The organism is Actinosynnema sp. NPDC020468 (genome assembly GCF_040642015.1).
In the GTDB taxonomy this organism is placed as follows: domain Bacteria; phylum Actinomycetota; class Actinomycetes; order Mycobacteriales; family Pseudonocardiaceae; genus Actinosynnema.
The window spans coordinates 19,944-34,223 of sequence record NZ_JBFAEO010000031.1 but is presented as its reverse complement, the minus strand read 5'-3'; the positions used below and the strand labels follow the sequence as shown (position 1 = coordinate 34,223).

The window sequence follows — 14,280 nt, the reverse complement described above, 5'->3', positions numbered from 1 at the left end:
GGCATAAACAAACCAGGGGGAAGCAGGCATGGGCGACATCGCCGACAGCCACGACATGATCGAGGTGCGCGGCGCCCGCGCGAACAACCTCAACGACGTCTCGGTGGACGTGCCCAAACGCCGGCTCACCGTGTTCACCGGCGTCTCCGGTTCCGGCAAGTCCTCACTCGTGTTCGGCACCATCGCCGCCGAGTCGCAGCGCCTGATCAACGAGACCTACACCGCGTTCATCCAGTCCTTCATGCCGAGCCTCGGCCGACCCGACGTCGACTCCCTGCGCGGCCTGAGCGCCGCCATCGTCGTGGACCAGGAGCGGATGGGCGCCAACTCGCGCTCCACCGTCGGCACCGCCACCGACGCGCACACCATGCTGCGCATCGTCTTCAGCCGCCTCGGCACCCCCCACGTCGGCACCTCCGGCGCGTTCAGCTTCAACCTCCCCGAGGGCATGTGCCCCGAGTGCGAAGGCCTCGGCCGCGTCTCCACCATCGACGTCGACCAGCTCGTGGACCGCACCAGGTCCCTGGAGGAGGGCGCCATCACGGTGCCCGGGTTCACCGTCGACAACTGGTACGTCCAGACCTACATCCAGTCCGGCTTCTTCCCGCCGGACAGGAAACTCGCCGACTTCACCGACGAGCAGTGGGACGCGTTCCTGCACCGCGAGTCCACCAAGGTCAAGATCGGCAGGAACAACGTCACCTACGAGGGCCTGATCGTCAAGGTCACCCGGCTGATGCTCGCCAAGGACCGCGAGTCCATGCAGCCGCACGTCCGCGCCTTCGTGGACCGCGCCGTCACCTTCACCACCTGCCCCTCCTGCGGCGGCGCCCGGCTCAACAAGGCCGCGCTGTCCTCCACCATCGGCGGCACCTCCATCGCCGAGTGCTCCGCCATGCAGATCAGCGACCTCGCCCGGTGGGTCGACACCATCGCCGACCCCGCCGTCGCGCCCCTGCTCACCACCCTGCGCGAACTGCTCCGCTCCCTGGTCGACATCGGACTGGGCTACCTCAGCCTCGACCGCCAGTCCGGCACCCTGTCCGGCGGCGAGGCCCAGCGGGTCAAGATGGTCCGCCACCTCGGCTCCGCCCTCACCGACGTCACCTACGTCTTCGACGAACCCACCGTCGGCCTGCACCCCCACGACATCGCCCGGATGAACGACCTCCTGCGCCGACTCCGGGACAAGGGCAACACCGTGCTCGTCGTGGAGCACAAGCCCGAAACCATCGAGATCGCCGACCACGTCGTGGACCTCGGACCCGGCGCGGGCACCGGCGGCGGCCACGTCTGCTTCACCGGCTCCGTCGCCGACCTGCGCGCCTCCGACACCCTCACCGGCCGCCACCTCGACCACCGCGCCGCCCTCAAACCCACCGTCCGCACCCCCACCGGCCAACTCCCCATCACCGGCGCCACCCTCCACAACCTGCGCGACGTCTCCGTCGACCTCCCGCTCGGCGTGCTCACCGTCGTCACCGGCGTCGCGGGCTCCGGCAAGTCCTCCCTCATCAAGGGCTCCCTCGCGGGCCGACCCGACGTCGTCCTGGTCGACCAGTCGCCCATCCGCGGCTCGCGCCGCTCCAACCCCGCCACCTACACCGGCCTGCTCGACCCCATCCGCACCGCCTTCGCCAAGGCCAACGGCGTCAAGGCCGCCCTGTTCAGCGCCAACTCCGAGGGCGCCTGCCCCCAGTGCAAGGGCATCGGCCTCGTCTACACCGACCTCGCGATGATGGCCGGCGTCGCCACCGTGTGCGAGGAGTGCGAGGGCAAGCGGTTCACCGCCGAGGTGCTCACCCACACCCTGCGCGGCCGCGACATCAGCCAGGTGCTCGCCATGCCCGTGGCCGAGGCCCGCGAGTTCTTCACCGAGAAGCAGGCCGCCGCCATCCTCGGCCGCCTGGTCGACGTCGGCCTGGGCTACCTCGGCCTCGGCCAGCCCCTCACCACCCTGTCCGGCGGCGAGCGCCAACGGCTCAAGCTCGCCATCCACATGGCAGAGAAGGCCGGCACCTACGTCCTGGACGAACCCACCACCGGCCTGCACCTCGCCGACGTCGACCAGCTGCTGGCCCTGCTCGACCGCCTGGTCGACGCCGGCAACACGGTCATCGTCATCGAGCACCACCAGGCCGTGATGGCGCACGCCGACTGGATCGTGGACCTCGGACCCGGCGCCGGCCACGACGGCGGTCGCGTGGTGTTCACCGGCAGCCCCACCGACCTCGTGACCACGGCCGACACCCTCACCGCCCGGCACCTGCGCGCCTACGTGGGCCGCTAGCCACCACACCCGGAAGGTCACCGTGCCACTCCTGCACGTCCACCAGGTCCACGCGCTCACCCCGCACCTCACCCGGATCACCTTCACCGGGCCCGGGCTCGACGACTTCCCCACCTGGCCGGACCAGCAGCTCAAACTGCTGTTCCCGCGCGCCGGCCACCCCGTGCCCGACCTGCCGACCGAGATCGGCGACCGGTGGGGCATGGCCTGGTACGAGGCCTACCAGTCGCTGCCCGACGACGAACGGCCGTGGCTGCGCAGCTTCACCGTGCGCGCCCACCACGCCGACACCCACCGGCTCGACGTCGACTTCGTGCTGCACGACCGCGGCCCGGCGAGCGACTGGGCCCGCGCCGCCCGACCGGGCGACGTGATCGGCCGCTACGGCCCGTCCAAGGTCTACGCCCGGCCGCTGCCCCGGGGCGACTGGCACCTGTTCGCGGGCGACGAGACCGCGCTGCCCGCCATCGCCTCGATCCTGGAAACCCTGCCCGCCGACGTGCCCGCGTTCGTCTTCGCCGAGGTGCGCGACGCCGGCGAGGAGCTGCCGCTGTCCTCCCCCGCCGCGCTCACCACGCGGTGGGTCCACCGGCCGACCCCCGGCGTCGGCGGGCTCCTGCTCGACGCGGTGCGCGCGGCCCTGCTGCCCGAGGGCGCGGGCGCGGCCTGGGTGGCGGGCGAGTCGGCGACCGTCCGCGCGCTGCGCCGGCACCTGGTGGACGAGCGCGGACTGCCCAAGCGGCAGGTCGAGTTCGCCGGGTACTGGCGGCGCGCGCTGACCCAGGACGACGCGCCGACGCCGGAGGACCTCGCGGAGGCCCAGGAGCGGTTGGATTGGTGAGGTGTTCTCGAAAGTGTTGATATTCGGTCAACACTGAAGGAATAGACACCACTGGGAAGATCAGGGGGCGGTCATGGCCGGACGGACCTCGCGACCCGGCCGCGGCGTGCTGGACGGGGTGATCGACCTGCTCGGGGCGTTCGAGGGGCGGCGCGACGGGGTGACCCAGGCCGAACTCGTGCGCCGGACCGGGTTGGCCGCCACGACGGTGCACCGGATGACCGCCGACCTGGTCGACCACCGGGTGCTGGAACGGCTTCCCGACCGGCGGCTGGTGGTGGGCCGCAAGCTGTGGGAGCTGGGACTGCTGGCCAGGGTGCAGGGCGGGCTGCGCGAGGTCGCCCTGCCCTTCCTCCAGGACCTGTACGAGGCGACCAGGGAGAACGTCCACCTGGCCGTGCGCGACGGCACCGCCGCGCTGTACGTCGAGCGGCTGCACGGGCGCGCGTCGGTGCCCGTGGTGAGCCGTCCCGGCGGGCGGTTGCCGTTGCACGCGACCGGTGTCGGCAAGGTGCTGCTGGCCTGGGCGCCGGAGTCGGTCCGCACTGAAGTCATCAATTCCGCAGAGCGCGTGACTGCTCACACGATCGTGGAACCCGGTCGACTCGCCCGGGACCTCGCCGGGGTGCGCGGGCGCGGCTACTCCCGGACCGTGCAGGAGATGTCGCTGGGCACCTGCTCGGTCGCGGTGCCGGTGTTCGACGCCGAGGGCGCCGTGGTGGCCGCGCTGGGACTGGTGACCGGACTGCGCCGGGACCCGGTCCGGCACGTGGCGTCGCTGCGGGTCGCGGCGGGCGGGATCGGCCGCGCCTTCCACTGAGTGGACACCAGGCCTTCTGCCCGGGTGGGATCCGGGCTTCGCTCGGGTCATGCGCACCCAGGTCGCCATCATCGGCGCCGGCCCCGCCGGACTGCTCCTCTCCCGCCTGCTCTCGCTGCGCGGCGTGGACTCGATCGTCGTGGAGAACCGCTCCCGCGCCCACGTGGAGGCCCGGATCCGGGCCGGGGTGCTGGAGCAGGGCACCGCGGACCTGCTCGTGGAGGCGGGCGTGGGCACCCGGCTGCGCGCCGACGGGTTGCGGCACGACGGCGTGCACCTCCAGTGGCCCGGCGAACGGCGCCGGATCGACTTCCGCGCGCTCACCGGCCGGTCGGTGTGGATCCACGGCCAGACCGAGGTGGTCAAGGAACTGCTCGCGGCCCGCGAGGAGGAGGTGCACTTCTCGGTGTCCGACACCGCCGTGCACGACGTCACCGGGCCGACGCCGTCGGTGTCGTTCGTGGACTCCTCCGGCACACCGCGCCGGATCACCTGCTCGATCGTGGTGGGCGCGGACGGGTTCCACGGCGTCTCCCGCGAGTCGATCCCCGCGCCGCTGCGGACCACCTGGGAACGGGACTACCCGTACGCGTGGCTGGGGATCCTCGCCGACGTGCCGCCGTCCACCGACGAGCTGATCTACGCGTGGCACCCGGACGGGTTCGCCCTGCACAGCATGCGGTCGACCACCCGGAGCAGGCTCTACCTCCAGGTCGACCCGGGCGAGCGGATCGAGGACTGGCCCGACGACCGCGTCTGGTCCGCGCTCGCCACCCGGCTGGGCCTGCCGGGGTGGGAACTGCGCGCCGGTCCGGTGCTGGACAAGGGCATCACGCCGATGCGCAGCTTCGTGAGCACCCCGATGCGCCACGGCGCCCTGTTCCTGGTGGGCGACGCGGCGCACATCGTGCCGCCGACGGGCGCGAAGGGGCTGAACCTCGCGGTGGCCGACGTGGCGGTGCTGGCGCCCGCGCTGGCCGAGTTCTTCGCCTCCGGCCGCACGGACCTGCTCGACGGCTACGAGGAGCGCGCCCTGCGCCGGGTCTGGCGGAGCACGCACTTCGCGTGGTGGATGACCGCGATGCTGCACACCTCCCCCGACCCGCTCGACCGGCCGCTCCAGCTGTCCCAGCTGGAGTACGTGTGCTCGTCCGCGGCGGCGGCGACCAGCCTCGCGGAGAACTACGTGGGCCTGCCGCACTAGGTCCGGCGCCGGGTCGCGGCGGCCTAGGGTGCGGTGCATGACGCGCATCGTGTCCCTGCTGCCCGCCGCGACCGACCTGGTGGCCGTGCTGGGGTTCGCGGACTCGCTGGTCGGGCGGACGCACGAGTGCGACTGGCCGGAGTCGGTGGCGGACGTGCCGGTGGTGACCTCCTCGTCGGTCGACCACGACCGGATGACCAGTCGGGAGATCGACTCGGCGGTGCACCGCGGGTCGTCGCTGTACGGGCTCGACGGCGACCTGGTCGCCGCCGCGCGACCGGACCTCGTGCTGACGCAGGACCTGTGCGAGGTGTGCGCGCTGTCCTACCGGCGGGTGTCGGAGGCGGTGCGGGTGATGGACGTCGGGCCGCGCGTGCTGTCGCTGGAGCCGCGGACGCTGGACGAGGTGCTCGGCTGCCTGCGCGAGGTGGGCGCGGCGCTGGGGGTGCCGGACGTGGCGGAACGCGAGGAGGCGGCGCTGCGGTCGCGGTTGGCCGCAGTGCGCGCGTCGGTCGCGGACCGACCCCGGCCCCGGGTGGCCGCGATCGAGTGGCTGGACCCGGTGTGGCCCGCGGGCCACTGGGTGCCGGAGCAGATCGCGTGCGCGGGCGGCGAGCCGCTGCTGGCCTCGGCCGGCGAGCACACCTCCCCGATCGGGTGGGACGCGGTCGTGGCGGCCCGGCCCGACGTCGTGCTGCTGCTGCCGTGCGGCTTCCCGCCGGAGCGCACCGAGGCCGAACTCGCCGTGCTGCCGCTGTCGACCGCGGACGCGGAGGTCTGGATCCTGGACGGACCCTCCTACTACAACCGGCCGGGGCCACGCGTGGTTCGGGGAGCCGAAGTCCTGGCCCACGTCCTGCACGGCGTGCGGCCGCCGACGCCGGTCACCCGCGCCGAGGCCCGGCGGGTGCGCACCGGCTAGACCCGGCCGTCAGTCGGTGTGCACCAGGAGCCGGTCGACGCCGTGCACGATCGAGGCGGTGCGGAAGGTCGGCCGGTCGTCGGTGAGGCGGAGGTTCGGGAAGCGGCGGAGCAGGGCGGGGTAGGCGGCGCGGAGTTCCATGCGGGCCAGTTCGGCGCCGACGCACCGGTGCGCGCCGTGGCCGAACGCCAGGTGCGCCGACGGCGGTCGGGTCGGGTCGAACGCGGCGGCCTCGGCGCGGTCGGCCGCGCTGAGCGACACCACGACGACGTCGCCCTCCTTGATCCCGGTGCCCGCGATCTCCAGGTCGTGCCGGGCGAACCGCGGGAACGCCACCTGCACCACGCTCAGGTGCCGCAGCAGCTCCTCGACCAGCGGGCCGACCGCGGCGTCGTCGTCCTTCATCGCCGCGCGCGCCGCCGGGTCGCCCATCAGCACGACCGCGCCCAGCGCCAGCATGCTCGCCGTGGTGTCGAACCCGCCGGTCAGCACGCCGTCGGCGAGCCCGGCCAGCTCCTCGTCGCCGACCGCGTCGCCGTGCTCGCGGATGATCATGCCGATCAACCCGTCGCCCGGGTCGAGCCGTTCCCGCCGCACGATCTCGCGCATGTACTCCAGCGACTCGGAGATCGCGCCCAGCGCCGACGTCGCACCGCCGAACAGGTCGAACCGCGCCGCCGCCAACTCCTGGAACCGCGCCCGGTCCGCGTACGGCACACCCAGCAGCTCGCAGATGGTCAGCGACGGGATCGGCAGCGCGAACTCCGCGACCAGGTCGACCGGCCCGTCGGCGGCCTCCATGGCGTCGAGCCGCTCGGTCACGATCTGGTCGATCCGCGGCACCAGCCGCGACAGCCGCCGCATGGTGAACTCCGGCGTCAGCAGCTTGCGCAGCCGGGTGTGGTCGGGCGGGTCGGCGAACCCGAGGCCGCCGGGCGCCTGCTCGATCCGGCCGACCGCCGCGCCGAGCCGGGCGTAGTCGTTGCTGAAGGCGTCGGTGTCCGCGAGCACCGCCTTGGCCTCCGGCCGCCCCGTCACGAGCCACACCCGCACCCCGAACGGCACCGGCAGGCGGTGCACCGGACCGGTCAGCCGCAGCCGCTCCATCGCCGCGGCGGGCTCGACGCCGTCCCGGCGCAAGGGCACCAACGCCGCGTCCGGGAGCAGCGACAGGGCTCGCGAACCGATGCGACCCATGACCCACCTGGTGACCGATCGCCGTGCGACCCAGGCCACCAGACCGTCGCGCACCGAGGCGAGAGTCGTCATCCGACACCTCACTTGTCCATTTTCGTTGATCGACGGTAGCCCTCCACCAGGGTGAGCAGCATCGCGCTACAGGCGGATTGACACGACAACCCGGGTGACAAATGATCGGCAATCGCGCGTGGACGGGGGAAGCCGGTGGGAATCCGGCGCTGACCCGCAACGGTAGGTCCCGCTGGGACGAGCCCGAACACCCGCCGCGCGCAGCGCTCCACAACGCCGTCGAGGACCACGGCACGGAGCCCGGCGGCGGCCTCGTGCTGTCCGGGTTCGGTCGTGCCCGCACCCGGAAAGGTCGACCATGTCGTTCAGACGGACCGCCGCCGTCCTGGCCGCGGCTCTCGCGACGCTCGTCGCCGTGCCCGCCAGCCACGCCTCGGCCCGGACGCCGACCACCACCTCCCCCGAGAAGGCCGCCGCCGGGTGGCTCGCCCGCCAACTGCTCGACGGCGAACGCCTCCAGCGCGACGGCTTCGACGACCAGGGTCTCACCATCGACGCGCTGTTCGCGTTCGACGCGGCCGGTGTCGCCCGGGACAACTCGGACAAGATGATCGCGTGGCTGGCGAAGCCCGACGTGATCGAGGGGTACGTCACCGACGGCGAGGGTGGCGAGTACCCGGCCCCGATCGCGAAGCTGGCGCTCGCCGCGCAGGCGCAGGGCAAGGACCCCAGGGCGTTCGGCGGCGTCGACCTGATCACCCGGCTGGGCGCGCTGCTGGACCCGGGCACCGGTCGGTACCGGGACAAGTCCGACTACGAGGACACGTCCAACAACTTCGGCCAGGCGTTCGCGGTGCTCGTGCTGACCGGGGCGGGCGGCGCGCCCGCGAAGGCGGTCGACTTCCTCGCCGGCTCCGCGTGCCCGGACGGCGGTTTCCCGCTCTACCCGGGCCTCGCCGAGTGCAAGTCCGACGTCGACTCGACCGGCATGGTCGTGCAGGCGCTGCTCAAGGCCGGCCGGACCGAGGCCGCGACCAAGGCCCTGGACTGGTTGGTGGCGAAGCAGACCGCCGACGGCGGGTTCTCCGGCACGCCGCCCACCGGGACGGTGAACGCGAACAGCACCGGCCTGGCCGCGCAGGCGTTGCGCGCGGGTGGCCGGTCCGACGCCGCGACCAAGGCCGGGGAGTACCTGACCGGGTTGCAGGTCGGGTGCTCGGGCGAGGCCGACCGGCGGGGCGCGATCCCCTACGACGCGACCGCGTTCACCCCGGCCGGCGCGGTGCGCGCGACCCCGCAGGCGATCACCGGCCTGGTGGGCGTGAACTTCGCCGACCTGTCCCCCGAGGGCGACGCCGGACCCGCGCCGGCGCCGGACTGCCAGACCACCACGTCCACGACGACACCCACGTCCACCACCACTGCCACGACGACCGCGGATCCGGGCACGACCACCACCGACCCCACGACGACGTCGGCGGAGGACACCACGACCACCACCACGGACGAGGTGGCACCGGTGGTGTACGGCGGCACCGGCAGCACCCTCGCCTACACCGGCGTGGACGTCGCGCCCGCGCTGTGGCTCGGGACGCTGCTGCTGCTCGCGGGCGTGCTCACGACGGTGTTGGCCCGCAAGAGGTTCACGACGGCTAAGGAGCGCAGGCGATGAGGAAGACCCTGTCGGTGGTGACCGCGGTGCTGGCCGCGGTCGGGTTGCAGGTGGCGGTCTCCCCCGCCGCGCGGGCCGCCGCGTGCGCCGGCACGTCCGGTGTCACGGTGGTGGTCGACAACGGCGCGCTGGGCGGCGGCGTGTCCACCCAGTGCGCGCCGGGCAACCCCACCAGCGGGCTGACCGCGTTGACCGGCGCGGGCTTCAGCTACGCGTTCGTGCCGCGGCAGCCCGGTTTCGTGTGCCGGATCAACGCGCTGCCCAACCCGTGCAACGGCGCCCCGGCCACCGCGTACTGGTCCTACTGGCACGCCCAGCCCGGCGGCACGTGGACCTACAGCACGTCCGGCGCGGCCGGGTACGACCCCGCTCCCGGCAGTGTCGAAGGGTGGGCGTTCGGCTCGGGCCAGGCCCCGTCGACGGCTCCGTGAGACGGGCGTTAGGGCTCGCACTGGTCGTCGGCGCGCTGCTGGGGCCGACCGCCCCGGCGGCGCACGCGGCCGACTGCTCCGGGGTGACGGTGGTGGTGGACTACCGGTCGCTGGGCGGCGGCGTGCAGACGGGGTGCGCGGCGGGCGACCCGGCGACCGGGTTGGCCGCCATGCAGGCGGCGGGCTTCGGCTACACGTTCGCCTCCCGCCAGCCGGGTTTCGTGTGCCGGATCAACGCCAAGCCCGCGGCCGACCCGTGCGTCAACGCCTCACCGGCGACGGCGTACTGGTCGTACTGGCACGCACCGCCCGGCGGCTCCTGGAGCTACAGCGACCTGGGCGCGGGCTCGTACGACCCGCCGGCGGGCTCGGTCGAGGGCTGGGCGTTCGGCTCGGGCGAGCAACCCGGCATCGCGCCGCCCGCTCCCCCGCGTCCGACCCAGCCCGCTCCGCAGCCCACACAGCCGAAACCCACCCCGCAGCAGCCGGGTCAACCGGCGCTCACCGCACCGGGTCAACCGGGTCAACCCGCACAACCGGGTCAACCCGGCCAACCCGCGGCGACCACGACCACCACCGCGGTCACCACGACGGGCTCGTCGGTCGCGCTGTCGTCGACCTCCGCGTCGGCCCAGTCCTCGGGGTCGTCCGCAGCGTCGGAGTCCTCGGTGTCCTCGAGCGCGGCCGGTCCGTCGGCCACCTCGGTGGCGGTCGAGCCGACCGCGACCCGGGGCAGCCCCGTCGGGCTGGTGGTCGGCCTGGCGGTGATCGCGGTGCTGGGCGGCGTCGCGTTCCTGGTCGCACGGCGGCGCAAGGCGGCCGGGTGAGCAGGCTGCACCCCGGCGCGTGGTGGCTGTGGGCGGTGGCACTGGCGGCCGTCGCCTCGCGCACCACGAACCCGGTGCTGCTCGGCCTGGTGATCGCGGTGGCCGGGTTCGTCGCCGTGCTGTGCCGCCAGGACACCCCGTGGGCGAGCGCCTACGGGGTTTTCCTGCGGTTCGGGCTGGTGGTGATCGCGATCCGGGTGGTGTTCCATGTGCTGCTGGGCGGCATGGAGGGCGCGACGACGCTGTTCGTGCTGCCCCGCGTGCCGCTGCCGGACTGGGCCGCGGGCATCCGGCTGGGCGGCCCGGTCACCGCCGAGGGCCTGGTTTTCGCGCTGTGCCAAGGACTTCAGCTCGCCACCCTGCTGTGCTGCGTCGGCGCGGCGAACGCGCTGGCCAACGCCAAGCGGCTGCTGCGGTCGCTGCCGGCCGCGCTGTACGAGGTGAGCGTGGCGGTGGTGGTCGGGTTGACGGTGGCGCCGCAGCTGGTCGCGAGCGCCGGCGCGGTGCGGCGGGCGCGGGCGCTGCGGGGTGACGCGGTGCGCGGGGTCCGGGCGGTGCGGGTGCTGATGGTGCCGGTGCTGGAGGACGCGTTCGAGCGGTCGCTGGTGCTGGCGGCGGCGATGGACTCGCGCGGGTACGGCCGGACCGCGGGCGTGCCGAGGTCGACCAGGGTGCTGACCGGTGTGCTGGTGATCGGCGGCCTGATGGGGTTGTGCGTCGGCGCGTACGGGCTGCTGGACGGCAGCGCGCCGCCGGTCGTGGGCGCGCCGATGCTCGCGGCCGGGTCCGTGCTCGCGGTCGCCGGGTTGTGGACGGGGTCGCGGCGGGTGCGGCGCACCCGGTACCGCCCCGACGGCTGGGGCGCGCGCGAGGCGCTGGTGGTGGGTTCCGGGCTGGTGGCGGCACTGGCGACGTTCCTCGCGCCGGCCGACCTCGGTGGCGCGGACCTGTCGCCGAGCACCGTCCCGCTGGTGGCGCCCGGGTTGCCGCTGCTGCCCGCGCTGGGCCTGCTCGTCGCGCTCGCGCCGGTGCTCATCGCCGATCGGAAGAGGACATGATCCGGTTCGAGGACGTTTCCGTCACCTACGCCGACGCGGCGGAGCCGACCCTGCGCGGGGTCGACCTGCACGTGCCCGAGGGCGAGCTGTGCCTGGTCGTGGGACGCACCGGGTCCGGTAAGACGACGTTGCTGCGCGCGGTGAACGGCCTGGTGCCGCACTTCACCGGCGGCACGCTGACCGGGCGCGTGCTGGTCGACGGCCGGGACACCGCGACCCACCCGCCGCGCGAACTGGCCGACGTGGTCGGGTTCGTCGGGCAGGACCCGCTCGCCGGCTTCGTCACGGACTCGGTGGAGGAGGAGCTGGCCTACTCGATGGAATCGCTCGCGCTGCCGAACCCGGTGATGCGCAAGCGGGTCGAGGAGACGCTGGACCTGCTGGGGTTGGCCGACCTGCGCGACCGGCCGGTGGCGCGGCTCTCCGGCGGGCAGCAGCAGCGGGTGGCGGTGGGCGCGGCGCTGACGGCGCACCCGCGCGTGCTGGTGCTGGACGAGCCGACGTCCGCGCTGGACCCCGGCGCGGCGGAGGACGTGCTGGCGGCGCTGCACCGGCTGGTGCACGACCTGGGCATGACCGTGGTGATCGCGGAGCACCGGCTGGAGCGGGTGGCGCAGTACGCGGACCGGGTCGTGTGGCTGCACGACGGCGTGGTGACGGCGGGCGACCCGGGCCGGGTGCTCGCCGCCGCGCCGGTCGCGCCGCCGGTGGTGCGCCTGGGACAACTCGCGGGCTGGGAGCCCGTGCCGGTGTCGATCCGGGACGCCCGCCGGCTCGCCGCGCCGTTGCGGGACCGGCTGCCCGCTCCCCCGGCGCCGGTCGTCGCGCCGACCGCGCCCGTGCTGACGGCGACCGGCGTGCGGGTCCGGTACGCCGAGGTCGAGGCGGTGCGCGGGGTCGACCTGGTGGTCGGCGCGGGCGAGCGGGTCGCGCTGATGGGCCGCAACGGGTCGGGCAAGTCCTCGCTGCTGTGGGCGGTGCAGGGCACCGGGAAGCGGTCCGGCGGCGTGGTCGCGGTGGACGGCGTCGACCCGGCGTCGCGGAAACCGGTGGCCAGGCGGTCCGCGATCGGGCTGGTGCCGCAGCAGCCGTCGGACCTGCTGTACCTGCACGAGGTCGGGTTGGAGTGCGCGCAGGCGGACCGGGAGTCGGGTCGCGAACCCGGCGCCTGCCGGGCGTTGCTGGACTCGCTCGCGCCCGGCGTGCCCGCCGACCGGCATCCCCGCGACCTCTCCGAGGGGCAGCGGTTGGCGCTGGTGCTGGCGATCGCGCTGACCCCGAGGCCGCGCGTGGTGCTGCTGGACGAGCCGACGCGCGGCTTGGACTACCCGGCCAAGTCGCGGCTCGCGGCGGTGCTGCGGGACCTCGACGCGCACGCCGTGGTGCTGGCGACGCACGACGTGGAGTTCGTGGCCGAGTACGCGACCCGGGTGGTCGTGGTGGCCGACGGCGAGGTGGTGGCCGACGGGCCGACCGCCGAGGTGATCACCGCGTCGCCGGTGTTCTCGCCGCAGGTGGCGAAGGTGCTCGCGCCCGCGCCGTGGTTGACCGTGGACGCGGTGCGGGAGGCGCTGGCGTGACGGCGGTGGTGGTGCGGCCCCGGGCCGCGGTCGCCCTGGTGGTGGCGGCGGTGCTGAGCGTGGCGGCGTTCGGGTGGCCGCTGATCGTGTCGCCGGACGCCGGTGTCGCGCACGGTGCCGACGCGCCGTGGACGTTCGCCCTGCTCCTGCCGCTGGTGCTGGCCGTGGTGCTGGCGGAGCTCGGCGAGGGCGGGATGGACTCGAAGGCGGTGGCGGCGCTGGGCGTGCTGTCGGCGCTGGGCGCGGCGATCCGACCGCTGGGCGCGGGCACGGCGGGCATCGAGACGGTGTTCTTCGTGCTGGTGCTGGGCGGCCGGGTGTTCGGACCGGGGTTCGGCTTCGTGCTGGGCAACACGATGCTGTTCACCTCGGCCCTGCTGACCGGGGGCGTGGGCCCGTGGCTGCCCTACCAGATGCTGGGCGCGGCGTGGGTGGCCCTGGGCGCGGGCCTGCTGCCGCCGGTGCGGGGCAGGGCGGAGCTCGTGCTGCTGGCGGCGTACAGCGCGGTCTCGTCCCTGGTGTACGGCCTGCTGCTGAACCTGTCGTTCTGGCCGTTCGCGCTGAGCGCCGGCAGCACGACCCTCTCCTACGTCCCCGGTGCTCCCCTGACCGACAACCTGGTCCGCCTGGTGGGGTTCAGCCTGGCCACCTCCCTGGGCTGGGACCTCGGCCGCGCGATCACCACGGTCGTCCTGGTCACCCTCACCGCCCCGGTCCTCCTGCGCACCCTGCGCCGCGCGGCCCGCAAGGCGGCCTTTCACAGCGGCGGCAACAGCGCCGCCACCTCCGCCACCGCGTCCAACACCTCCGGGTCCACGTGACCGACCACCGTTTCGGCCTCGGCCACGGTGACCCGCGCGCCGTCCCGCTCGGACCCGTAGTTCAGGCCGCCGAACGCGATGTCCGCGTACCCGAGCAGCGGCCCGCCCAGCGGCGCGACGTCACCCGAGCCGTGCCGGTCCACCAGCGACCGGAACTCGACGGCGTCACCGCGGTCGGCGAGCCCGACCCAGGCCACGGACACGATCGCCGCGTTCTCCCCGTCGCCGACCGCGAACAGGACCCGGTCGACCGAGGCGCACCGGTGCTCCAGGAAGAACTCCCGCACCTCGCCGAAGGTGACCGCCAGGCACTCGGCCTGCTGCCGCGCCGATTTCTTCGACTCCCGCATCCCGAGCCGCCGCCACGCGCCCTCGGCGTCACCGCCCTTGGCGGCCTTGCGCGCCTCGACCTTGCGCGCCGACACGCTGCCGCCACCCCCGGCCGCGCCGCCGCCCGCGCCCACGACACCGGCACCACCCGCGCCGGCCGCACCCAGCGCGACCACGCACGCCAGTGCCACCGGGCCGCCCTTGCCACCACCGCCCTTGATCAGGACCCGGTTGCCGTTGATCGTCCGCCATCGATCGGCCATGCGCGCCGCCCC

The 14,280-nt window shown here is 74.2% G+C and carries 13 protein-coding genes and 1 riboswitch; of the genes, 11 read left to right on the top strand and 2 right to left on the bottom strand.

Annotated features, from left to right (window positions below; genetic code table 11):
* Positions 1 to 28: 28 nt before the first annotated feature.
* The 5 genes from AB0G50_RS22245 to AB0G50_RS22225 all read left to right on the top strand — a co-directional run bounded on the left by AB0G50_RS22245 (position 29) and on the right by AB0G50_RS22225 (position 6,077).
* A complete protein-coding gene (locus AB0G50_RS22245; RefSeq protein ID WP_360111689.1) occupies positions 29 to 2,290 on the top strand; it encodes an excinuclease ABC subunit UvrA in 2,262 nt (753 codons plus the stop codon).
* Positions 2,291 to 2,312: 22 nt separating this feature from the next.
* Entirely contained in the window at positions 2,313 to 3,131 is an 819-nt protein-coding gene (locus AB0G50_RS22240; RefSeq protein ID WP_360111687.1) for a siderophore-interacting protein, read from the top strand.
* A 73-nt stretch (positions 3,132 to 3,204) separates the two neighbouring features.
* On the top strand, positions 3,205 to 3,951 hold the full coding sequence (locus tag AB0G50_RS22235) for an IclR family transcriptional regulator (protein ID WP_360111685.1): 747 nt from the start codon (positions 3,205 to 3,207) through the stop codon (positions 3,949 to 3,951).
* 49 nt (positions 3,952 to 4,000) lie between these two features.
* On the top strand, positions 4,001 to 5,155 hold the full coding sequence (locus tag AB0G50_RS22230) for a 4-hydroxybenzoate 3-monooxygenase (RefSeq protein ID WP_360111683.1): 1,155 nt from the start codon (positions 4,001 to 4,003) through the stop codon (positions 5,153 to 5,155).
* Positions 5,156 to 5,192: 37 nt separating this feature from the next.
* Positions 5,193 to 6,077 (top strand): cobalamin-binding protein, encoded by an 885-nt coding sequence (locus AB0G50_RS22225; protein WP_360111681.1) that lies wholly within the window; start codon positions 5,193 to 5,195, stop codon positions 6,075 to 6,077.
* 9 nt (positions 6,078 to 6,086) lie between these two features.
* Here AB0G50_RS22225 and AB0G50_RS22220 read toward each other — a convergent pair whose 3' ends face one another.
* Positions 6,087 to 7,346, bottom strand: coding sequence for a cytochrome P450 (locus tag AB0G50_RS22220; protein ID WP_360111679.1), 1,260 nt, complete (start codon positions 7,344 to 7,346; stop codon positions 6,087 to 6,089).
* Between the two features lie 75 nt (positions 7,347 to 7,421).
* Positions 7,422 to 7,560: riboswitch (cobalamin riboswitch) on the top strand.
* Positions 7,561 to 7,644: 84 nt separating this feature from the next.
* On the opposite strand from AB0G50_RS22220, the gene AB0G50_RS22215 reads away from it, so the two are divergent.
* The 6 genes from AB0G50_RS22215 to AB0G50_RS22190 are packed head-to-tail and all read left to right on the top strand — an operon-like array spanning position 7,645 to position 13,675.
* A complete protein-coding gene (locus AB0G50_RS22215; RefSeq protein WP_360111677.1) occupies positions 7,645 to 8,958 on the top strand; it encodes a prenyltransferase/squalene oxidase repeat-containing protein in 1,314 nt (437 codons plus the stop codon).
* Positions 8,955 to 9,389 (top strand): hypothetical protein, encoded by a 435-nt coding sequence (locus AB0G50_RS22210; RefSeq protein ID WP_360111675.1) that lies wholly within the window; start codon positions 8,955 to 8,957, stop codon positions 9,387 to 9,389. The genes AB0G50_RS22215 and AB0G50_RS22210 overlap by 4 nt, the downstream gene beginning before the upstream one ends.
* The gene (locus AB0G50_RS22205) at positions 9,386 to 10,216 is read left to right on the top strand and encodes a hypothetical protein (RefSeq protein WP_360111674.1); all 831 of its coding nucleotides are present in this window, start codon (positions 9,386 to 9,388) and stop codon (positions 10,214 to 10,216) included. Before AB0G50_RS22210 ends, AB0G50_RS22205 begins: the two co-directional genes overlap by 4 nt.
* A complete protein-coding gene (locus AB0G50_RS22200; RefSeq protein WP_360111672.1) occupies positions 10,213 to 11,274 on the top strand; it encodes an energy-coupling factor transporter transmembrane protein EcfT in 1,062 nt (353 codons plus the stop codon). The genes AB0G50_RS22205 and AB0G50_RS22200 overlap by 4 nt, the downstream gene beginning before the upstream one ends.
* Positions 11,271 to 12,854: an ATP-binding cassette domain-containing protein gene (locus AB0G50_RS22195; protein ID WP_360111670.1), complete on the top strand. Its 1,584-nt coding sequence runs from the start codon at positions 11,271 to 11,273 to the stop codon at positions 12,852 to 12,854. Before AB0G50_RS22200 ends, AB0G50_RS22195 begins: the two co-directional genes overlap by 4 nt.
* Positions 12,851 to 13,675 carry an ECF transporter S component gene (locus AB0G50_RS22190; RefSeq protein WP_360111668.1) on the top strand — a complete coding sequence of 275 codons (825 nt, stop codon included), beginning with the start codon at positions 12,851 to 12,853 and terminating at the stop codon, positions 13,673 to 13,675. The genes AB0G50_RS22195 and AB0G50_RS22190 overlap by 4 nt, the downstream gene beginning before the upstream one ends.
* On the opposite strand, the gene AB0G50_RS22185 is transcribed toward AB0G50_RS22190, so the two are convergent.
* Complete coding sequence (locus AB0G50_RS22185) at positions 13,612 to 14,268, bottom strand: hypothetical protein (RefSeq protein WP_360111666.1); 657 nt, start codon at positions 14,266 to 14,268, stop codon at positions 13,612 to 13,614. The genes AB0G50_RS22190 and AB0G50_RS22185 overlap by 64 nt on opposite strands.
* Between the last annotated feature and the right edge of the window lie 12 nt (positions 14,269 to 14,280).